General features: G+C 63.2%; 19 protein-coding genes. 11 read left to right on the top strand and 8 right to left on the bottom strand.

The features are described 5' to 3' along the window. Positions 1-195: 195 nt before the first annotated feature. From YUO_RS45885 to YUO_RS0102370, 4 genes are all read right to left on the bottom strand, one after another. Positions 196-495 carry a hypothetical protein gene (locus tag YUO_RS45885; protein ID WP_156908445.1) on the bottom strand — a complete coding sequence of 100 codons (300 nt, stop codon included), beginning with the start codon at positions 493-495 and terminating at the stop codon, positions 196-198. A gap of 278 nt (positions 496-773) precedes the next feature. Further along, complete coding sequence (locus tag YUO_RS47530) at positions 774-1,913, bottom strand: hypothetical protein (RefSeq protein ID WP_235782605.1); 1,140 nt, start codon at positions 1,911-1,913, stop codon at positions 774-776. Between the two features lie 200 nt (positions 1,914-2,113). Next, entirely contained in the window at positions 2,114-3,448 is a 1,335-nt protein-coding gene (locus tag YUO_RS0102375; protein WP_028345860.1) for a S41 family peptidase, read from the bottom strand. A 195-nt stretch (positions 3,449-3,643) separates the two neighbouring features. Further along, complete coding sequence (locus YUO_RS0102370) at positions 3,644-3,946, bottom strand: hypothetical protein (RefSeq protein ID WP_035725772.1); 303 nt, start codon at positions 3,944-3,946, stop codon at positions 3,644-3,646. Between the two features lie 156 nt (positions 3,947-4,102). Between YUO_RS0102370 and YUO_RS0102365 the strand changes: the two genes are divergently transcribed. From YUO_RS0102365 to YUO_RS0102345, 5 genes are all read left to right on the top strand, one after another. Next, entirely contained in the window at positions 4,103-4,729 is a 627-nt protein-coding gene (locus YUO_RS0102365; RefSeq protein ID WP_028345858.1) for an HAD family hydrolase, read from the top strand. A gap of 28 nt (positions 4,730-4,757) precedes the next feature. Continuing rightward, the gene (locus YUO_RS0102360) at positions 4,758-5,969 is read left to right on the top strand and encodes a molybdopterin molybdotransferase MoeA (protein ID WP_028345857.1); all 1,212 of its coding nucleotides are present in this window, start codon (positions 4,758-4,760) and stop codon (positions 5,967-5,969) included. Between the two features lie 208 nt (positions 5,970-6,177). After that, on the top strand, positions 6,178-6,879 hold the full coding sequence (gene lexA, locus YUO_RS0102355; RefSeq protein WP_028345856.1) for a transcriptional repressor LexA: 702 nt from the start codon (positions 6,178-6,180) through the stop codon (positions 6,877-6,879). Positions 6,880-7,107: 228 nt separating this feature from the next. Next, on the top strand, positions 7,108-7,530 hold the full coding sequence (locus YUO_RS0102350; protein ID WP_028345855.1) for a hypothetical protein: 423 nt from the start codon (positions 7,108-7,110) through the stop codon (positions 7,528-7,530). An 86-nt stretch (positions 7,531-7,616) separates the two neighbouring features. Further along, positions 7,617-7,844, top strand: coding sequence for a hypothetical protein (locus tag YUO_RS0102345; RefSeq protein WP_028345854.1), 228 nt, complete (start codon positions 7,617-7,619; stop codon positions 7,842-7,844). A 7-nt stretch (positions 7,845-7,851) separates the two neighbouring features. On the opposite strand, the gene YUO_RS0102340 is transcribed toward YUO_RS0102345, so the two are convergent. Then, positions 7,852-10,149 carry a ComEC/Rec2 family competence protein gene (locus YUO_RS0102340; RefSeq protein ID WP_028345853.1) on the bottom strand — a complete coding sequence of 766 codons (2,298 nt, stop codon included), beginning with the start codon at positions 10,147-10,149 and terminating at the stop codon, positions 7,852-7,854. A 157-nt stretch (positions 10,150-10,306) separates the two neighbouring features. On the opposite strand from YUO_RS0102340, the gene YUO_RS0102335 reads away from it, so the two are divergent. From YUO_RS0102335 to YUO_RS0102320, 4 genes are all read left to right on the top strand, one after another. After that, positions 10,307-10,561, top strand: coding sequence for a hypothetical protein (locus YUO_RS0102335; protein WP_028345852.1), 255 nt, complete (start codon positions 10,307-10,309; stop codon positions 10,559-10,561). Positions 10,562-10,853: 292 nt separating this feature from the next. Beyond that, positions 10,854-11,036, top strand: a complete 183-nt coding sequence (locus YUO_RS0102330; protein ID WP_028345851.1) for a hypothetical protein — start codon at positions 10,854-10,856, stop codon at positions 11,034-11,036. Positions 11,037-11,145: 109 nt separating this feature from the next. Further along, complete coding sequence (glnA, locus tag YUO_RS0102325; protein ID WP_028345850.1) at positions 11,146-12,576, top strand: type I glutamate--ammonia ligase; 1,431 nt, start codon at positions 11,146-11,148, stop codon at positions 12,574-12,576. A gap of 62 nt (positions 12,577-12,638) precedes the next feature. Beyond that, positions 12,639-13,487 (top strand): class I SAM-dependent methyltransferase, encoded by an 849-nt coding sequence (locus YUO_RS0102320; protein WP_028345849.1) that lies wholly within the window; start codon positions 12,639-12,641, stop codon positions 13,485-13,487. 71 nt (positions 13,488-13,558) lie between these two features. Here YUO_RS0102320 and YUO_RS0102315 read toward each other — a convergent pair whose 3' ends face one another. Together YUO_RS0102315 and YUO_RS0102310 are read right to left on the bottom strand one after the other, a co-directional pair. Continuing rightward, positions 13,559-13,957: a YybH family protein gene (locus YUO_RS0102315; RefSeq protein ID WP_028345848.1), complete on the bottom strand. Its 399-nt coding sequence runs from the start codon at positions 13,955-13,957 to the stop codon at positions 13,559-13,561. Positions 13,958-13,961: 4 nt separating this feature from the next. Continuing rightward, positions 13,962-15,644, bottom strand: coding sequence for a glutamine--tRNA ligase/YqeY domain fusion protein (locus YUO_RS0102310; RefSeq protein ID WP_028345847.1), 1,683 nt, complete (start codon positions 15,642-15,644; stop codon positions 13,962-13,964). A 140-nt stretch (positions 15,645-15,784) separates the two neighbouring features. Between YUO_RS0102310 and gltX the strand changes: the two genes are divergently transcribed. Both gltX and gltA read left to right on the top strand, forming a co-directional pair. Then, complete coding sequence (gene gltX / locus YUO_RS0102305; protein WP_028345846.1) at positions 15,785-17,209, top strand: glutamate--tRNA ligase; 1,425 nt, start codon at positions 15,785-15,787, stop codon at positions 17,207-17,209. A gap of 162 nt (positions 17,210-17,371) precedes the next feature. Then, the gene (gene gltA / locus YUO_RS0102300) at positions 17,372-18,676 is read left to right on the top strand and encodes a citrate synthase (RefSeq protein WP_028345845.1); all 1,305 of its coding nucleotides are present in this window, start codon (positions 17,372-17,374) and stop codon (positions 18,674-18,676) included. 151 nt (positions 18,677-18,827) lie between these two features. On the opposite strand, the gene lpxB is transcribed toward gltA, so the two are convergent. After that, positions 18,828-19,991 (bottom strand): lipid-A-disaccharide synthase, encoded by a 1,164-nt coding sequence (lpxB, locus tag YUO_RS0102295; RefSeq protein WP_035725769.1) that lies wholly within the window; start codon positions 19,989-19,991, stop codon positions 18,828-18,830. Between the last annotated feature and the right edge of the window lie 6 nt (positions 19,992-19,997).

The raw sequence follows: 19,997 nt of genomic DNA, 5'->3' as shown, positions 1-19,997 counted from the left end.
CATCGCCCGAAACCTACGATACGGAGCCCCGCATTCACACCTCGGCTGCTGGTCCGAACGGGGCGACAAGCTACTTGAATTTCATGATCACGTCTGGAATTACGGTGACACTGTCACCGTAGTTACAGGCGCAAGAACGCGGCGCGCACGGTGTAGGCCGCACGTGGTCGAACCATCCATTGCTGAAACTCAGGGCTAACGCGGACTGCTCCCAGGCGCCGCCCCCTGCCCGCCACTCGTGCCAGTGCCCGAACCCGTCGTTTGGCTGCCCGGATGAGGTTGCCCGGGCGGATGTGCGGAAGCACCGGGCTTTTCCTGTTCGCTGACAAGGCCGGATTGTCCGGAGTCGCGGGTCTTGATTCCTTTATCCGCTTCCTCTTGCATCTGTTTGTCGGTTTGCACCTGCTGGCCGGGCGCCGTCGACTGCTGAGCCAATGCCGGCATGCTGAGTGCGGTTCCAAAAGCGACCATCGTCGCGAGAATTGAGGTTCGCATGAGCTATCTCCTAGGTTCTCTCCGACAACGCGCGAGGGAGGGATCGTTTCCCGGCGAATTGTGAACGAGAAAGGGCATGGAAAGACCGCGGTCAGTTCAGCAGATCCCCGCATGAGCCAACGGGTTGCGAATGCGCGCCCAGCGACGAGCGCAAGGGCGCTCGCGGAGTGATGACAGGCTCCGCGATATTGAGGGAACAAGCCAACCCGGATGTCGCTTCCGCCTACGCTCTTCGAGCTTTGGCGGACAAGTCGCGCATCCGGGCTATGCTGTGACGTCTAGAGTCGCGCCTGCTGCGCGAGCGGCACCCGAAACGTCTTGAAGCCTTCGATATCGGGAAACCACTCGGCGGCTTGGCGCGAAGCCAATGTCAGGACCGCGGCCGGGACTTCGCCGCTGATCAGCCGGTCGATCGCACCTCGCTGCCCTTCGCTGAACTGGACTTCCGCGGCTCCCGCCGCCATGAACGCGGCGCTGACACGTCCGCTCGATGCGGACTGCTTCTCCTCGATCGCAATGCTCTTGTTGTTCAGGTCGGATAGCGAATTGATCTCCGGACGTGCCAGCACAAGCGCGACCAGATCCGGGTCGTCTGGCGCTGCGGATACCGCTTTGTCGGTATCGCTCACGTCGGCGGGCGCTGTTTCCGGATTGTCGGATTTGTTGGCCGCCTCCCTCCCCGTCCCGATCGCCGTGACGAGATCGGCCAATCCCGTCGCTTCCACAAGCTGTTGCTGGATGGTTCGAGAGGCCGGAGCGGGAGCAACGCCGGCCGAGGAAGGCAACGCAGTCGCCTCGGGCGCGGCAGGCGTCGCGGCGATCTCAAGCGTGGCCGGCGGCGGCAGGGCGACCTCGGATTTGACCTCCGACTTCACCTCCGACTTGGGAGTCTCCACCTCCGGCTTGGGAGTCCCCGCAGGCTGCGACGCAGCGACGGCGGCTGCCTGACTGGGCTCGGGGCTATCAGGGGTTTCCAGTTTGCGCTCCGGCGGCTGGCCAGCCGCGACGGCCTTTTCGCGAGCCACTGGCGCCGTCACCGCCGGAATGTTCTTCCCGGCTGCTGCGAGCGCGGGAGCGGCGGCCTTCTTGGCGGTTGGCGGCCTCGTATTGGAGGCCGCCTTGCTGCCGCGCGGCGCAGCGCGGGAAACAGGTGCGCCCTGCCTCGCTACGCGTGCGGGAGTGGCGTGTTCTGGTCTTGCGGTTTCGGCCTTAGCCGGCACTGCGACATCAGTCTCGCGAACCGCGCGGTGCCGGGCAGACAATGCCTGATCAGACCAGGCCATGTAGGACTGGCACGCGCGATTGCACGGCAGCCCGTCGATATAGACGACGCCAGGTGAATCCAGCGGATTGGCCTGCAGGGCTCCACTCGAACCAAGGGACAAGATCAGGGCCGGTAAAATCCATTTTCTCGACATGACTGCTCCGTTCGAACGCATATGGTGTTCGACGCGAACTACGAGCGGATGGAGATGAGGTTTCAAAAAGCGGTCATGTTTTCCAGATCGCTACGCGCGCCCTGACGCATACTACGCGCTGATTGTTTCCGTCATTGCGAGCCACCCGGTCGGCGCAAAGCGCCGCCGGATGGCTCGCAATGACGCGGTGGGTTCTGAATTTAGTTCGCCACCGCCCGCTTCGCGGCCGTGACTGCATTTGCATTCACGGTGCCGCCGCGCAGCAGGTTGAACGCGGCGTTGAGCGCCTTGTCGTCCTTTTCATTCGGCGGGACGTAGGCTTGCGAGCCGGTCTGCTCGGCGCCTTCAGCGGCGAGGTGACCACGCATCGAGGCTTCGCCCTTCAGCTCGGCGCGGCCCTTGAGTTCATCGGGCACGTCCTGCAGCACCTCGACGTCGGGCGCGATGCCCTGGGCCTGGATCGAGCGACCCGACGGCGTGAAGTAGCGCGCCGTGGTAAGCGCCAGCGCGCCGTTGCCCTGTCCGAGCGGGATGATGGTCTGCACCGAGCCCTTGCCGAAAGTGCGCGTGCCAATCAGCGTGGCGCGCTTGTGGTCGCGCAGCGCGCCGGCCACGATTTCGGATGCCGAAGCCGAGCCGCCGTTGATCAGCACGACCAGCGGCTTGCCTTTGGTGATGTCACCCCCGCGCGCGGTGAAGCGCTGGGTTTCCTCCGAAGTGCGGCCACGCGTCGAGACCACCTCGCCCCGGTTCATGAAGGTGCTCGACACCGACACCGCCTGATCGAGCAGCCCGCCGGGATTGTTGCGGAGATCGATCACATAGCCCGTCAGTTTTTCCGGCGGAATTTCCTTCGAGATGCTGGCGATCGCCTTCTTCAGGCCGTCGGTGGTCTGCTCGTTGAAACGGGTGATCCTGATGTAACCGATGTCGCCGCCGTCGGTCTTGAAACGGACCGGCCGCACCCGGATGATCTCGCGCACGATGGCAACGTCGATCGGCGCGGCGGCCCCCTTGCGCACGACCTTGAGGCGGATCTTGCTGTTGGCGGGGCCCTTCATCCGGCCCACCGCCTGTTCGAGGGTCATGCCCTGGATGACCTCGTCGTCAATTTGGGTGATCACGTCGCCTGACAGCATACCGGCCTTGGCCGCGGGCGTATCGTCGATCGGCGTCACCACCTTGACGAGGCCGTCTTCCATCGTGACCTCGATGCCGAGCCCACCGAATTCGCCATGGGTGGTCTCCTGCATGTCGCTCCAGCCCTTCTCATTCATGTAGCGCGAATGAGGATCGAGCGCCGAGATCATGCCGTTGATGGCGCCTTCCATCAGTTTGGAATCGTCCGGCTTCTCGACGTAGCTGGTCTTGATCCGCTCGAATACGTTGCCGAATAAATTGAGCTGGGTGTAGGTGTCGGAACGGGCCGCAGCCTTTGCCGCCGCCACCAGATGCGCGCCTTGAGGTCCGATCACGAGAGCGGTCAGACACGCGCCCGTCACCGTGCCGAGAAGAAAGGCAAAATTCCTGCGCATCGTGGGGCGTCCCTCTATCTCTACGGACGCCCACACCATCCCTGTGAATCGGCGCCCCTGTCCCGGCCCCGCCAACTCACAATGGCTTTTTGGTCGGATCAAGGCACGCCGACCCGGAGCAATACGGCTTTCAGAGTCTGAATGAAATCATCACGTTAGATAGGGGATTCGTCATGCCGGGCTTGCCGACATCTTCTACTTTGCAGCCCCTTCGGCGGATTTGGCCTTTGACTTCGCTGCCGGCGCCTTGGCCGCCGCTTTCGGCGGTGTGCTGTCGCCGCGCATCGTCCCCCAGGGATCCGAACTCTTCTGCTGCTCGGGAATGTTGCCGAGCGATCTCCGATAGGCCCGCTCGGCGTCCTTCTCGGCCGCGATTTGCGAGGGCGTCTTGGGCTTCTCCTCCTCGCCATATTTGGGCGGACCTTGCTGGGCGGCAGCGGATCCGGCCAATAAAGCGATCACGGCGACAGCGCCTAGGATTCTGCCGACAACTTGCATGCGACTACTCCCTGAAATTGGCCCCAAGAAAATGGCCCCAAGAAATTGGCCCGAAGCCTTAGCACAGCCTGCGTACGGGCTTAAGCGTCGGATTGGGCTGCGACGCAAATCGCCGTGGCCGTTGCCCAGGCCGGTCCGGTTTTGTAAACGACTGCCATGAATTCGCCGCCAGCGCCCCATTCCGTCGACGCCTTGCTGTTCGACCTCGGCCGTGTCGTGCTCGACATCAGTTTCGAAGAGGTAATGACGTGCTGGGCGGGGCATGCGGGCTGCGCGCCTGCCGACCTCGCCGGACGCTTTGTGGTGGACGACAGTTTCAAGCACCACGAGACCGGCCGGATCGACGATGCGGCGTTCTTTGCGAGCCTGCGCCGGTCGCTCGGCATCGGCATCACCGACGCGCAGTTCCTGGAAGGCTGGAACGCGATCTTCACCGGCGAAATGCCCGGAATTTCGCCGCTCCTGGCGCGCGCAGCAAAACGCCTGCCGCTCTATGCTTTTTCCAACACCAATCCGGCCCATGTCACGCATTTTTCGCAGGCCTATGCGGATGTGCTCGGCCATTTCCGCCAGATATTCCTGTCCTCCAGCATCGGTTTGCGCAAACCCGACGCCGAAGCCTATGATCATGTGGTAAAAGCGATCGGTGTGCCGGCGTCGCGGATCCTATTCTTCGACGACTCGGCTGCCAACATCGAAGGTGCGCGGGCGCGCGGCCTTTCTGCCATCCACGTGACATCGACGGATGACGTGGCGAGGGCACTGACCGCACTTGGAATCTAAGCACTTGGAATTTGAGGGAGGTCTGCCCGTGGCGTTGATGCCGGTTGCCGATGCATTGTCTGCCATCCTCGCGGGCGCCGATCCCGTCCCTGAAGAAATGGTGGCGCTCGATGACGCCTATCACCGCATTCTCGCACGCGACGTCGCCGCGCGGCGGACGCAGCCGCCGCAGGCGATGTCAGCGATGGACGGCTATGCGGTGCGCGCGGCTGACGCCGCCGATGTCAGCGCACAGCTGAAAGTGATTGGCGAGGTCGCCGCCGGCCGCCCGTTCGAGCGGAAGGTAGGCCCGGGCGAAGCGGTGCGGATCTTTACCGGCGGCGTGATTCCCGACGGCGCCGACGCTGTCATCATCCAGGAAGACACTGGCGTCGACGGCGATCATATCACCATCACAGAAGCCGCCGTTCCAGGACGGCATATCCGCGCCGCGGGCGTTGATTTCCGCGAAGGCGACGTCCTCCTCAAACGCGGGCGCCGCCTCACCGACCGCGACCTCTCGCTCGCCGCCGGCATGAACTACCCGGAGCTTGCGGTGCACCGCCGCCCGAAAGTAGCGATGCTTGCAACCGGCGACGAGCTGGTGATGCCGGGCACAAGCCCCAGCCCCGGCCAGATCGTCTATTCCAACGGCTACGGCTTGCAGGCGCTGGCGCGGGCCGAAGGGGCAGAAATCATCGACCTCGGGATCGCCGCTGACACCGTCGCCGCGACCGCGGAAGGCATCAGCCGTGCTCGCAAGGCCGACGCCGACATCCTGATCACCATTGGCGGCGCTTCGGTCGGCGACCACGACCTCGTCAAGCGGTCGCTGGAGGCCGAGGGCATCGCCATGGCGTTCTGGCGGATCGCGATGCGGCCGGGCAAGCCGATGATGCATGGCAAACTGGGCGCGATGCGGGTGATCGGCCTGCCCGGCAATCCCGTCTCCTCCTATGTCTGCGGCTTCCTGTTTCTGGTGCCGCTGATTCGCGCTCTATCGGGCCGCGATACCATCCATCACCTGCGCGAAAACGCGCTGCTCGGCCGCGATCTCGCCGCCAATGATCAGCGCGAAGACTATCTTCGCGCCCGCCTCGAAGCGCGCGACGACGGCACGCTGGTTGCCGTGCCCGTGAACCATCAGGACTCGTCGCTATCAGGGAATCTCGCTGCGGCGCGCGCACTTGTGATACGTCCGCCGTTCGCGCCGGCTGCCGCAAAGGGATCGCGTTGCGAGCTGCTCCGGCTGCCGGAATGACGCCTGGAACGGCGTTCCCGCAGCACCTTGGGCCGGAACCGCAACGCGTTCACCTGAAATTAAGTGGTTGCGGAACACATATCGAACATATAGTGTCCGTTCATGATTTGTTTCGAGTGCTAGTGTCTTTGATCGAGAGTTTGGGGACTCGACGATCTGGGCGCTGAAAATTCGGAACGAGACGACGCCAACCGGGGGATTGCTCGCGATGCTTACGCGCAAACAGTATGAACTTCTGCGTTTCATAAATGAACGGCTGAAAGAGGCTGGCGTGCCGCCCTCCTTCGACGAGATGAAGGACGCGCTTGATCTGCGCTCGAAATCCGGAATCCACCGCCTCATCACGGCGCTGGAGGAGCGCGGCTTCATCCGCCGCCTGCCCAACCGCGCCCGCGCCATCGAAGTCATCAAGCTGCCCGAACTCGCAGCCGCCGCCAACAGCCGCCGCGGCTTCACGCCGAGCGTCATCGAGGGCACGCTCGGCAGGCGCACGGTGAGCGCGCCGGCCGCGGAGGACGACGGCAATCGCCCGGTCGCCGTGCCTGTCATGGGCCGGATTGCCGCCGGTACGCCGATCGAGGCGCTGCAGACCCGCAGCCACACCATCAGCGTACCGCCCGATATGCTCGGCTCCGGCGAACATTACGCGCTCGAAGTGCGCGGCGATTCCATGGTGGACGCCGGCATTCTCGACGGTGATATGGCGCTGATCCAACGCAACGAAACCGCCGACACGGGCGATATCGTCGTGGCGCTGATCGACGAGGAGGAAGCGACGCTGAAACGCTTCCGCCGCCGCGGCGCCTCGATTGCGCTCGAGCCCGCCAACGCCGCCTACGAAGTCCGCATTCTGCCGCCGAACCGGGTCCGGATTCAAGGCAAGCTGATCGGGCTGTACCGCAAATACTGACCCGTTATGCCGTCCGGGCCGTGACGGAAAAGAGCCCCGGCCCGTGGCCGGGGTTTTTTGTTGCGTGTTTGGAACCAACGCCCGTTAGCGCGTTTGTGAATGTGGCGCATTGCGCCAGTCGCAGAATTGCCCAGAAACGAGAAAAGGCTCTGCGCCATGTCCACTCTGATAGAGGCCTGTGCCTCCTTCTAGACACGGGTCAGCTATCTCAAACGAGGGAGCCATCCGATGTGTGACTATAGCCTGCATGCTGTGGCTACGCGGCCTGCCGTGGTCGGCGAGACGCTGATCACCACGACGTTCCGCGGTACATCGACCCGCGGCTTTGCGTCGGAACGCGAGCCTGCAGTGGCGGTCTGCATGCTTCCCGGCACCGAACTGGCGTTCGCTGAGGACGTCAGATACGACAACCGGTGGATCTGGACTCGAACCACCGACTGGCGGGTCGGCAAGTTCAATCAAATCGACCCCCATATTTCCGACCGTCACCATGACGCGATCGAATTTCCCGACGGAAGCCATGTGCTGGTGACGCAGCTTTGCGAAGGCCAGCGCGCGACTGTGCTGCAATTGCCGGTGGTCCAGACCGGCGGCGAACGCGCCCCGAAGGTAACGGAAGCGCCACCGGCCGAATCGATCGTGACCGGATAAACGCCCACGCTCATATGATCCGCCGGTCCAGGCCGGCGGATCATGGGGGTACATTTTTCAGAACTCGGCACCGCAGGGGGCAGTCGGTGGTCAACAAGGTAACGTGGCAAAAAGCCGGGCGCGTCACCGAGCCCGGGCGGTACATGTTCAGGTACGGCTGGCTCACCATCACGGCCGAAGATCTCGCAATCTGGCAGCAATTCCCCGACGCATCGTTCACGCTGGTCGCTCTGCCGTCAGCGCCCGACGCGCCCGAGGAATTCCATCTCGGCGCGTTCGAAATTCCAGCCAAACCCACGGTCGACGAGCACTGACGCCCGTCTAATCCTCCGCCCGCAGGTCTGCCTCGGCCGGCGTGGCATCGACGCTGCGCGGTGGCACGACGCGCGGCGCCAGCACGGTGGTGTCGGCCTCGCTCTCGTCAGCTATGGCCGGCGACCAAGGCCGGTCGATCCCCCTCGGCTTGACCGCCTCGACGACAAATCCCCCAGCATTCCGCCGCAACGCCAATGCTCCCTGCCGCCGCAGCCGTTCAGCATCGATGATCGAAGCTGCGCATGATGCGGGCGCCTGCCGCAGCGTCACAATGACTGCTGCGCGCTCGCAATCGTCCGAAAACGCCTCGGGCCTGAACGCCTGCGCGATCAGGCCACCGCCGACGGCTTGCACCACGCAGCCAAGATCGTCGCATGAGACGCCTGACGTGAGCGAGGCGTCAGCCGCCGTTCGTGCGTCCGCGTCCGCCGCCAGCCATTCCTTCAAGAGAAAGACGTCCCGAGACCCCTTGGCCGCGTGCATCAAATGCAGCCGGCCATCCTGGCCGCGCACCCCGACATTGCGTCCGTCGGCGGAAATCAGGATATCGGGTTGCGGCACCCTCGCCGCCCACAGCGCCGCTGATAGTACCAGCGCCGCACCCGACCAGCGCAGCGGCGTGCGCAACAGGCCGAGCAGGATGATGCCGAGGCTCGCCGCAATCAGCGGGCCGATGCCGAAGGCCGGCACCCGGCCGACTGCGCCGGGTAACGCCGCGACCCATTGCGTCACCGCAATCATCCAGTCGATGCCGAGGCCCATGACCGCCCAGAACAGTCGATCGAAGCCGAACGGCATCGCGACGAGGCCGAGCAGGCCCGCCGGCATCACCAATGCGGAGACCACCGGCATCGCCGCGAGGTTTGCCAGCACGCCGTAAGGCGTGACCCGGTGAAAGTGAAAGGCGGCGTAAGGCAAGGTCGCAAGCCCCGCCACCAACGAGGCCAGCAACAGCATCGTGACTTCGCGGCCGCCCCACAGCGCCACGCGCGCCGTTGCGGTATGATCCGCCGTCGCGAACAGGCGCGGCATGCCGATCTGCACCAGCGCCACCAGCCCGAGCGTCGCCGCAAACGACATCTGAAAACTCGGATGTATCAGCGCTTCCGGCGCGACCGTCAGCACGATCAGGGCGGCGACCGCGAGCGTGCGAAACGTAATCGCGCGGCGATCGACCATGACGGCGATCAGCACCACGGCCGTCATGAAGAACGATCTTTGCGTCGCGACCTCGGCGCCCGACAGCAGCAAATAGAACGCGGCGGCACCGAGGGCTGCCGCCGCCGACCATTTCTTGATGGGCTGGCCGACCGCGAGCACGGGAAACAGCGCCAATAGCGCCCGGACCGCGAAAAACACGACGCCGGCGACGACGGCCATGTGATAACCGGAGATCGACAGCACATGGCCGAGGCCGGAGACGAACATCGCGTCGTTCACCGGCGGCGAGATCGCGTCGCGCCGTCCGGTCAACAGCGCGGTCGCAATCGCGCGCTTGTCGCCTTCCAGCGTGGTCCTGATCCGCGCATCGATCGTATCGCGCAGGCCCTGCATCACGGCCGAATAGCGCAGGCGGAGCCCGCCGCCCGCCGCGGGCGGCTCGGCGGTCTTGATCGCGCCCATCACGAAGCCGGAGGCCCCGATGCCGGCGAAAAACATGTCGCGGCTGAAATCGTAGCTGCCCGGTCGCACTGGCGCGAGCGGCGGCAATAGCCGCGCCTTCAGCTCGACGAAGCTGCCGACCGGCGGGGCCGTGCCCTTCCTTACCGAGAGCCGTACGCGCTCCAGCTTGATCGTTCCGCGCGCGCTTTCCATGGTGACGACGCGAAGGACAAAACGGTCGGTGCGCTCGCGAATGTCGCGCGTCTCGACAAAGCCCGTCAGCGACACCGAAAACATCGGCCGCGCCAGCACGCCATGCGCAATCCGCGCGGTCTTCCAGGTCGCGACCGCAAAGCCCGCGGCGACGGCCGCAATCATCACCGCGGCGGGAAAGAATTTCTGCCGCCGCAACAGCACCGCCACCGCACACAGCGCAATCGCCACAATGGCAGCCACTGACAGCACCGGCTCATGATCGGCGGCGAAGTAAAACGCAATGCCGGTACCGAACGCTACCGGCACCCACGGCAGCAGGCGCCCGGCGCCGGCTTCCGCGCGCGCCCAGATACGCAAGGTCTCGATCAGTGGCGGCCAGAACGCGGGGCGCGACGGCAAAATGCCACCGACCGGCGCCGCAGCGCGCGGCGGCCAGGTGCCCGCATAGCCCCGTTTTCGGCCCGACGTGTCGCCCTGCTCCGCCACCGAGCCTACACCTTACGATCCCGTGGAGACCGCAAGACTACCGGAAGCTGTATTCCGTTCGCTAGCGGAACGGAAGCAGAAACCTGAAGAAATGCACGCCGGCTGGCGTTACAGTCGAACGCTATGGATTGAACCGGAATCAGGACAAAGAAGCGACATGAAGCTTGCGGCCAGCCTTTTATTTGCGGTGATCTTGATCACCTCTAACGCCAATGCCGCCACTCCGGAGCAATGCCGCTTCATCGAGGCGAGAGCAGAGCGCGAGGCGTGCTATCAGCGCCAGGACGTTGCGCGGGCCGCCCGGCAACAGGCCGATGCGGCCCGGCAGGCACAGCAAAAGCCGTATGAGCCGGTGGCCCAGGAGGATGCTCAGCTCGCCAAATCCCTGCGCAGCATTTGCCGTGGCTGCTAGGCCGATCCTGAAGCGCCGCGGGTGCGAAAGGTCATCACGCTTGACACACGCCCATCGCGGCCGACCGCTACTCAAAGCGTAACCGTCCGGCTTGCGTTGTGTTGCCGTTGCTCTTCCCGGAGCCACTATCCGCTCCCGGCAGCTCACCGGCAGGAACGCGCTGTTGAAAGCGCTCTTGCAAGTGCGCCGCAGCAGGATGCACACTGTGCGCGCGGGATCAGGTGTCAACGTCTACGGTTCTCAGCTCGACTGGAATTCACGGTCGCGCTCAGGATGAGAGGAGCATGACGCCATGCGAGAAACCGAAATCCACGACTATGCGCGGCAGTTACTGGAAGCACATGGCCCCAAGGCCATTGCGGAAGCCGCCCAGAATGCCATCGAACTCGAGGCAAAAGGCGAGGTCGAACTGGCCAGAACCTGGCGGCATATCGAAGACGCGATGAAGATGATGCGTGGTCCCCACCAAAGCTAAGGCTGCCGGCGCGGCAACGCAGAACATGGGCCAGGAGCCGTCGCAAGTCGCTTCGCCACGGCTGATGGCATTGCAACGTCCAAGATGCGGCTCTCCAGGAGTTGAAGCCATGTTTCCGAAGTGTGCGACAGCCGAAGATCTCGTGAAGGCGATCAAAGACGAGAAGGTGCAGATGATCGATCTGCGCTTTACCGACTTGCCCGGGGTGTGGCAGCATTTTTCCGTCCCGCCGGGTGCAGCGAGTATCGATGCTCTCAGCGAAGGCATTGGATTCGATGGCTCATCCATCCGCGGATTTCAGGAAATTCAGGAAAGCGACATGCTGGTCGTGCCGGACCCAGCCACGGCCTTTCTCGACCCGTATTCCCCTGTGTCGACCCTGGTCCTGATCTGCAACATCAGGGACCCCGTGACCGGTCAACCCTATAGCCGTGACGCCCGTTACATCGCCCAGAAGGCCGAAGCCAACCTGAAGGGCACCGGCCTCGCCGATACGAGTTACTTCGGCCCGGAGGCGGAGTTCTTTGTGTTCGACGAGGTGCGCTACGGACAGGGCATCAATCATGCCTTCCACGAAATCGATTCCAGTGAAGGCAGCTGGAATACCGGCGCGGAGGAAGAGCCGAATCTGGGCCACAAGCCGCGCCCCAAGGAAGGATATTTTCCCGTTCCCCCGACCGATAGCATGCAGGCTCTCCGCACCGAAATGGTGCTGACGATGGAACAGCTGGGCATCCAGATCGAAGCCCATCACCATGAAGTCGCGACCGGCGGCCAGAACGAGATCGACATGCGCTTCACTACGCTCACGCGCATGGCGGACAATCTGATGATCTACAAATACGTGGTGAAGAACACTGCCCGCGAGCACGGCAAGACCGCGACGTTCATGCCGAAGCCGCTGTTCGAGGACAACGCCTCGGGAATGCACGTTCACCAGTCCCTGTGGAAAGGCGAGACCAACCTGTTCTACGACAAGAGCGACTATGCCGAGTTGAGTCAGCTCGGCCGCTACTACATCGGCGGCCTGTTGACCCACGCCTGGGCGTTGTGTGCGCTTTGCGCCCCCACCACGAACTCCTATCGGCGTCTGGTGCCCGGCTATGAGGCTCCGATAAATCTGGTCTATTCCCAGCGCAATCGCTCAGCCTGCTGCCGGATTCCAATGTATTCGCCGAACCCGCGGGCAAAGCGGGTTGAATTTCGCTCGCCGGATCCCTCCTGCAATCCCTATCTGGCCTTTGCCGCGATGCTGATGGCCGGTCTCGACGGCATCACCAGCCGGATCGATCCAGGCAGCCCGATCGACAAGAACCTTTATGACCTGCCGCCCGCCGAGGCGAAGAACGTGAGGTCGACACCAGGGTCGCTGGATCAGGCGCTTGACGCGCTCGAGCGCGATCACGCCTTCCTGCTCCGTAACGACGTGTTCACCGGCGACGTGATCGAGACCTGGCTCGATTACAAGCGGAAGAAAGAGGTCGATCCAATCCGGCTGCGCCCTCATCCATACGAGTTCCATTTGTATTACGACATCTAGACCCAGCGCCCGCATTAGCTAGCGATGTCTACATTCGCTGAGCCAGCTCCGGGAGACTGTCGATGACCGACGATTCATTGAAATCCGAGCTTCGCAGAACGTGGGAATCAGCAGCGCCTGGCTGGGCGAAGTGGGAGCACGTATTCGCTGAGAGTCTTTCCAGCGCAACCGACGCGCTGATCGACATGGCCGGTATCCGACCCGGGATGCGAATTCTGGATCTTGCCTGCGGTGCCGGAAGCCAGAGCATCCAGGCGGCGACGCGCGTAGGCCCGAACGGCAAGGTGATAGCCAGTGATATTTCGGGCACCATGCTGGATAACGTGCGCCGAAATGCTGCTCGCGCAGGTCTTCAGAATATCGAAACTCTTGAATGTGCGGCGGACGAACTGAATGACGCGCAGCCGCCGTTCGACGCCTCGATTTGCCGGTTGGGATTGATGCTTTTCCCATCGCCGCCCAAGGCGTTGGAGGCTGTCCGACGTGTACTGAAGCCTGGCGCGCGTTTCGCGGCACTGGTCTTTACGACGCCGGCCAATAATCCCTTCATGGCGCAGCCGATGGCCATCCTTCTGCGCAATGCCGGCAAGTCCCCTCCCGCACCTGGGCAGCCCGGCATCTTCGCATTGGGAGGGGATGGCATATTGGAACGCGTGATGAAGGACAGCGGCTTTGCAGATGTGAAAATGAGAACGGTGCGGACACGACTAAGGCTGCCAAACGCATCCGACGCTCTGCAGTTGATGCGGGAAGCCGCCGGGGCATACCGCGCGGTCGTGGCGGACCTCAGCGAGGCGGAAAAATCCAAGGCTTGGAGCGAGGTTCATCAGTGCCTGAAGCAGTTTGAAACCAGCGGCCGCTTCGAGTCCGAGCTCGAGCTCATCGTTGGGTCAGGTGCCAGGCCAGGCTAGTGGATCGAAACCCGACAGTTGTCCTTGCTCTTGCAGCGCATTTGCGATCCCGCACGACCGCCTTCCTCTTCCTAGCGAACCTGATTGATCAGCGGCGTCCTCGATGAAACGTGATGGCTGACGATTTTCCAGTCATCGTCTTCTCGAACGATAACCCAGCTTATCTTGACCGAGAGCTGCGACTCGCCCTGGTTCACGAAGAATGACGCGGTACCGACCATGTTGATCAGGCCAGGGCCAACCAGCGCGGTCTTAACATCGGCAAACTCAACCGTCGGCGACCGCCATCGGGGCAGACCGTTGAAATAGGCCGCGACCCCTTCCCTGCCGCGATAGAGCGTCGGGTTTGAGCCGAAGAAGAAGGCGCCCTTCGAGTAGAGCGAGGCGAGAGCGTCGGCATCCAGCCAGGTGAAGTGGGCGGACCACTTCTCAATGATCCCGGCTACGATGCTCTCGGCCTCGTTGCTCATCGCCTCACCCCTTCCCGCCGACTTCCTTCGCAAAGGTGTCGCGCAGGCCGATGGTGCGATTGAATACCGGCTTGCCAGGCGCCGAATCCTTGTCGCGCACGAAATAGCCCTGCCGCTCGAACTGCATCACCTCGCCCGAATTGTCTGAGGCGACCGATGGCTCGATCCGCGCGTCAGGCAACACCTCCAGCGATTCCGGGTTGAGATCGGCGGCGAAATTCGCAGCACTCGGGCTCGGGTTCGCGAAGAGCTGGTTGTATACGCGGATTTCCGCCGGCACCGAATCCTTGGCCGACAGCCAGTGCATCGTGGCCTTTACCTTGCGGCCATCAGGGGCGTTGCCGCCCTTGGTGGCGGGATCGTAGGTGCAGCGGAGCTCGACCACTTCGCCCGCATCGTTCTTGATGACACCGGTGCATTTCACGAAATAGGCGTAGCGCAGCCGCACCTCATTGCCCGGCGAGAGGCGGAAGAATTTCTTCGGCGGGTTCTCCATGAAATCGTCGCGCTCGACATAGAGCTCGCGCCCGAACGAGATTTTGCGCGTGCCCGCGGCCGGATCGTCGGGATGGTTGACGGCCTCGAGCTCTTCCGTCTGCCCTTCCGGATAATTCTCGATGACGACTTTCAGCGGCCGCAGCACCGCCATCCGCCGCTGCGCCGTCTTATTGAGGTGCTCGCGAATGCAGAATTCCAGCATGCCGACATCGACCACACTGTTGGCTTTCGCCACCCCGATGCGCTTGACGAATTCGCGCACCGCGGCCGGCGGCACGCCGCGACGCTTTAGGCCTGCAATCGTCGGCATGCGCGGGTCGTCCCAGCCCGACACATGACCGTCGCGCACGAGCTGCGTCAGCACGCGCTTCGACAGCAGCGTATAGGTCAGGTTGAGGCGGGCGAATTCGTACTGGCGCGGCTTTGACGGCACCGGCAGCTTGTCCAGCAACCAATCATAGAGCGGCCGGTGGTCCTCGAATTCCAGCGTGCAGATCGAATGCGTGATGCCTTCGATGGCGTCCGACTGGCCGTGCGCGTAGTCGTAGCTCGGATAGATCGACCATTTGGTGCCGGTGCGCGGATGCTCGGCATGGAGAATGCGGTAGAGTACGGGGTCGCGCAGGTTGATGTTGCCGGCCGCCATGTCGATCTTGGCGCGCAGCACGCGGCTGCCATTCGGAAACTCGCCGGCCTTCATGCGTCTGAAGAGGTCGAGGTTTTCCTCCACGGTGCGATCACGAAACGGCGAGTTCTTGCCGGGTTCCGTCAGCGTGCCGCGGTTGATACGGATTTCCTCCTGCGACTGGTCGTCGACATAGGCATCGCCCGCCTTGATCAGGCCCTCCGCCCAGTCATACAGACGATCGAAATAGTCGGAGGCGTAGTAGAGATCAGTTCCCCAGTCGTAGCCGAGCCAATGCACGTCGGCCTGGATGGAATCGATATATTCCTGCTCTTCCTTGGTCGGGTTGGTGTCGTCGAAGCGCAGATGACACTTGCCTCCGAACTCCTGCGCGATGCCGAAATTGAGGGCAATCGACTTGGCATGGCCGATATGCAGATAGCCGTTCGGCTCCGGCGGAAATCGGGTCACGATCCGGCTGTGCTTGTCGGAAGAGAGATCGGCCTGGACGATGTCGCGGATGAAATCGCGCCCCGCCTCTGCCGTTACCGGTTCTGTGGTCATCCTGAGTTCCTGTTAGGGATTGGCGAACCTTCTGCCAAATTCGCCCCTGTGAGCCAAGCCCACTTTGCCACCGGCCCGGGCTTTAGTTATGAACCGTTCCTGCTATACACCACCGCCGTTCACCGCTCACGTGCTTGGTAATGACCGATTCCGTCGTCACACGCTTCGCCCCTTCGCCCACCGGCTTCCTCCATATCGGAGGCGCCCGGACCGCGCTGTTCAACTGGCTCTATGCCAAGAAGCGCGGCGGCAAGATGCTGCTGCGGATCGAGGACACCGACCGCGAGCGCTCCACGGAAGCCGCCATTGCCGCCATCCTGGATGGGCTGAAATGGCTCGAGCTCGATTGGGACGGCGATGTCATTCATCAGTTCAGCCGCGCCGCCCGTCATCGCGAAGTGGCCGAGCAACTGCTCGCCAGCGGCCAGGCGTACCGTTGCTACGCCACCGCGGAGGAGCTGACCGCGATGCGCGAGAAGGCGCGCGCGGAGGGCCGCACCCGCCTCTATGACGGGATGTGGCGGGATCGTGACCCGGGAGACGCGCCCGCCGGCATGAAGCCGACCATTCGCCTGAAGGCCCCGCAGACCGGCGAGACCGTGATCGAGGATCAGGTGCAGGGGCGCGTGGTCTGGCAGAACGAAAACCTCGACGACCTCGTGCTGCTGCGTGGCGACGGCAATCCGACCTACATGCTGGCTGTCGTGGTCGACGACCATGACATGGGCGTGACCCATGTCATCCGCGGCGATGACCATCTGATCAACGCCGCACGCCAGAAGCAGATCTACGATGCGCTTGGATGGGACATCCCGAACATGTCCCATATCCCGCTGATCCACGGGCCCGATGGTTCAAAACTGTCGAAGCGGCATGGTGCGCTCGGTGTCGATGCCTACCGCGCCATGGGATATCTGCCGGAGGCGCTGCGCAATTACCTGGTCCGGCTCGGCTGGAGCCATGGCGACCAGGAGATTTTCTCGACGCAGGAAATGATCGACGCGTTCGACCTGCCGGCGATCGGGCGGTCTGCTGCACGCTTCGATTTTGCCAAGCTGGAAAACCTCAACGGCCACTACATCCGCAACGCCGATGACGGCGCGCTGGTATCCCAGTTCGAGAGCGTCTTGGACTATGTCCCCGACGGCGCCGATCTGAAGGCAAAACTCAACGACACCACCCGCGCACAATTGCTGCGCGCGATGCCGAGCTTGAAAGAACGCGCCAAGACCTTGATCGAGCTTATCTCGGGCGCCTACTTCATCTTTGCCGACCGCCCGCTCCAGATCGAACCGAAGGCCTTGGCTCTGCTGACGCCGGAAACCCGGACGCTGATCGGCCAACTCCGCACCGCGCTGGAAACCGTGACCGACTGGCGCGCCGAAACCACCGAATCCGCCATGCGGAATTTCGCGGAGCAGAACAGCCTCAAGCTCGGCGCCGTCGCCCAACCGCTCCGGGTGGCGCTGACCGGGCGGACGACTTCGCCTGGCATTTTCGACGTTTTGGCAGTGCTGGGGCGGGAGGAATGCCTGGGTCGGCTAGCTGATCAGGCGGCCGGCTGAAGCCCCTACCTTATGCGGGTTTCCGGCCATCTTGCAGTGCACAGGGCAATAAGCTAACCCATTTGCCGCCGCTTCCAGACAAGCCGGCCTCCTTGCTTGTGCCCCGGAAATGGCACCAGGGTCAGGCGCGGTTTTCGCAACGATTTCATCGGGGACTTCACGATGGACGCAAAATCCAGCAACAAGACTGCAACGCTCACGGTAGGCAACAAGACCTACGATTTCCCGATCCTCAGCGGCACGGTGGGGCCAGATGTTATCGACATCGCCAAGCTCTACGCCCAGGCCGGGATGTTCACCTACGACCCCGGTTTCACCTCCACCGGAAGCTGCCAGTCGAAGATCACCTATATCGACGGCGACGCCGGCGTGCTGGAATACCGTGGCTACCCGATTGAGCAGCTCGCCGAAAAGGGCGACTTCCTCGAGACCTGCTACCTGCTGCTGTACGGGGAACTTCCGACCGCCGCTCAGAAGCAGGACTTCGACTACCGCGTGATCCATCACACCATGGTTCACGAGCAGATGGCCCGCTTCTTCCAGGGTTTTCGCCGTGACGCCCATCCGATGGCGATCATGGTCGCCGCCGTCGGCGCGCTGGCTGCGTTCTATCACGACTCGACGGATATCAACGATCCGAAGCAGCGCATGATCGCGTCGATGCGGATGATCGCGAAGGTGCCGACGCTGGCCGCGATGGCCTACAAATACACCGTCGGCCAGCCCTTCATGTATCCGAAGAACTCGCTCTCCTTTGCCGAGAACTTCCTGCACATGTGCTTCGCGGTGCCGTGCGAGGACTACAAGATCAATCCGGTGCTGGCTGACGCGCTCGACAAGATCTTCATCCTGCACGCCGACCACGAGCAGAACGCCTCGACCTCGACGGTGCGCATCGCCGGCTCGTCCGGCGCCAACCCGTTCGCCTGTATCGCGGCCGGCATCGCCTGCCTGTGGGGCCCGGCGCATGGCGGCGCCAACGAAGCGGCGCTGGCGATGCTCGCGGAGATTGGTTCCGTCGACAAGATTCCGGAATTCATCGCGAAGGTGAAGGACAAGAACTCAGAAGTCCGCCTGATGGGCTTTGGCCACCGCGTCTACAAGAACTACGATCCGCGCGCCAAGATCATGCAGAAGATGTGTCACGCCGTGCTGGCCGAGACCGGCCATGGCGACGACCCGATGCTGAAGGTGGCGCTGGAATTGGAAAAGATCGCGCTCAACGATCAGTACTTCATCGACCGCAAGCTCTACCCGAACGTCGACTTCTATTCGGGCATCACGCTGAAGGCGATGGGATTCCCGACCTCGATGTTCACCGTGCTGTTCGCGGTCGCCCGCACCGTCGGCTGGATCAGCCAATGGAGCGAGATGATCGAGGATCCGCAGCAGAAGATCGGCCGTCCGCGCCAGCTCTATACCGGCGTCGCCCGCCGCGACTACGTGGCGATGGACAAGCGGAAGTAACCGACGTCGCTTGCAAGACATGATGAAAGCCGGATGCGATCATCGCGTCCGGCTTTTTGCTTTTTCGTAGGATGGGTGGAGCGCAGCGATACCCATCGCCAGTGTATGCCGCGATTGATGGGTATCGCTTCGCTCCACCCATCCTACATTCCTACCCCCGCCGCGCCTGATGCATCGTCGCCAGCACGATGTCCGCGGCGCGCACGCTGGGCGGCTGGTTGCCGGTCGACATGATGCCGTCGATCTTGCCGAAGGCCTCGAGTTGCTTTCGACGCAGGTCGCTGTCGCTCAACACATCACGCAGCGCTGCTGCGAGCTTTTCTGGAGTACAGTCTTCCTGCAGGAGTTCGGGAATGACGTTCTCGCCGATCACGAGATTGGCCAGTATCACCGAGTTCACCTTGATCGCGCGCCGCAAGATCCAAGCTTCGATGGCGCCGACCCGGTAGCCCGTCACCATCGGCACACCGGCCAGTGCCAGTTCGAGCGTCACCGTACCGGATTTGGCCAGCGCCGCATGGGCGATCCGAAAGGCCGCCCGTTTGTCCTGCTCGCCGATCACGACCTGGGGCTGGACCGGCCAGCCCTTCACCGCATCGACGACCGCTTCCTGCAGATGCGGCATGGTAGGCAGCATGAGCTCGAACGCTACGCCCTGCTCCTGCAGCAGCCCCACCGCCTGGCCGAATACCGCCATGTGGTGACGAATTTCGTTGCGTCGGCTTCCCGGCAGCACCAACAGCACCGGCGGCGACTCCGCCCGTCGCCTGCTCTCATCGGCATTCGGCCGCAGCGAGGCCAGTTGCTCGGTCAGGGGGTGACCGACATAGGTACAGGGAGGGCCGTGCAGCCTGCGATAGGCCTCCGGCTCGAACGGCAGCAGCGCCAGCACGTGATCGACATATTTCAGCATCGCGCGCGCCCGACCGGGTCGCCACGCCCATACCGAGGGCGACACATAATCGACGATCGGAATCTTGGGATCCTTGGCGCGCACACGCCTGGCGACGCGATGGGTAAAGTCGGGGCTGTCGATGATGACGAGAATATCGGGCGATGCCTCCGTCACCACGATGGCCGTTTCCTTGATCAGCCCGAGGATCTTCGGCAATTCCTTGACGACTGCCGCCAGCCCGATGATCGAGAGTTCTTCAATCGGAAACAGCGACTCCAGGCCTTCGCGCGCCATTGCGCGGCCGCCGACGCCCTCGAACTGTACCGCATCGCCAAGGCGCTGGCGCAGCACCTTCATCAAGCTGGCGCCGAGGCGATCGCCGGATTCTTCCGTCGCGATCAGAAATATCCTCCGCTCCATCCCGGC

Origin of the sequence: Bradyrhizobium murdochi, assembly GCF_000472965.1 — a bacterium.
GTDB classification, from domain to species: Bacteria; Pseudomonadota; Alphaproteobacteria; order Rhizobiales; family Xanthobacteraceae; genus Bradyrhizobium; species Bradyrhizobium murdochi.
This window is presented reverse-complemented; position numbering and strand designations above follow the sequence as displayed.

Coding starts and splice junctions, on each gene's coding strand:
- lexA (WP_028345856.1), top strand. CDS start 6,178: ATGCTTACGCGCAAACAGTATGAACTTCTGCGTTTCATAAATGAACGG.
- gltA (WP_028345845.1), top strand. CDS start 17,372: ATGGACGCAAAATCCAGCAACAAGACTGCAACGCTCACGGTAGGCAAC.
- YUO_RS47530 (WP_235782605.1), bottom strand. CDS start 1,913: ATGTCGAGAAAATGGATTTTACCGGCCCTGATCTTGTCCCTTGGTTCG.
- YUO_RS0102370 (WP_035725772.1), bottom strand. CDS start 3,946: ATGCAAGTTGTCGGCAGAATCCTAGGCGCTGTCGCCGTGATCGCTTTA.
- YUO_RS0102375 (WP_028345860.1), bottom strand. CDS start 3,448: ATGCGCAGGAATTTTGCCTTTCTTCTCGGCACGGTGACGGGCGCGTGT.
- YUO_RS0102320 (WP_028345849.1), top strand. CDS start 12,639: ATGACCGACGATTCATTGAAATCCGAGCTTCGCAGAACGTGGGAATCA.
- YUO_RS0102335 (WP_028345852.1), top strand. CDS start 10,307: ATGAAGCTTGCGGCCAGCCTTTTATTTGCGGTGATCTTGATCACCTCT.
- gltX (WP_028345846.1), top strand. CDS start 15,785: ATGACCGATTCCGTCGTCACACGCTTCGCCCCTTCGCCCACCGGCTTC.
- YUO_RS0102365 (WP_028345858.1), top strand. CDS start 4,103: ATGAATTCGCCGCCAGCGCCCCATTCCGTCGACGCCTTGCTGTTCGAC.
- YUO_RS45885 (WP_156908445.1), bottom strand. CDS start 495: ATGCGAACCTCAATTCTCGCGACGATGGTCGCTTTTGGAACCGCACTC.
- lpxB (WP_035725769.1), bottom strand. CDS start 19,991: ATGGAGCGGAGGATATTTCTGATCGCGACGGAAGAATCCGGCGATCGC.
- YUO_RS0102330 (WP_028345851.1), top strand. CDS start 10,854: ATGCGAGAAACCGAAATCCACGACTATGCGCGGCAGTTACTGGAAGCA.
- YUO_RS0102350 (WP_028345855.1), top strand. CDS start 7,108: ATGTGTGACTATAGCCTGCATGCTGTGGCTACGCGGCCTGCCGTGGTC.
- glnA (WP_028345850.1), top strand. CDS start 11,146: ATGTTTCCGAAGTGTGCGACAGCCGAAGATCTCGTGAAGGCGATCAAA.
- YUO_RS0102310 (WP_028345847.1), bottom strand. CDS start 15,644: ATGACCACAGAACCGGTAACGGCAGAGGCGGGGCGCGATTTCATCCGC.
- YUO_RS0102315 (WP_028345848.1), bottom strand. CDS start 13,957: ATGAGCAACGAGGCCGAGAGCATCGTAGCCGGGATCATTGAGAAGTGG.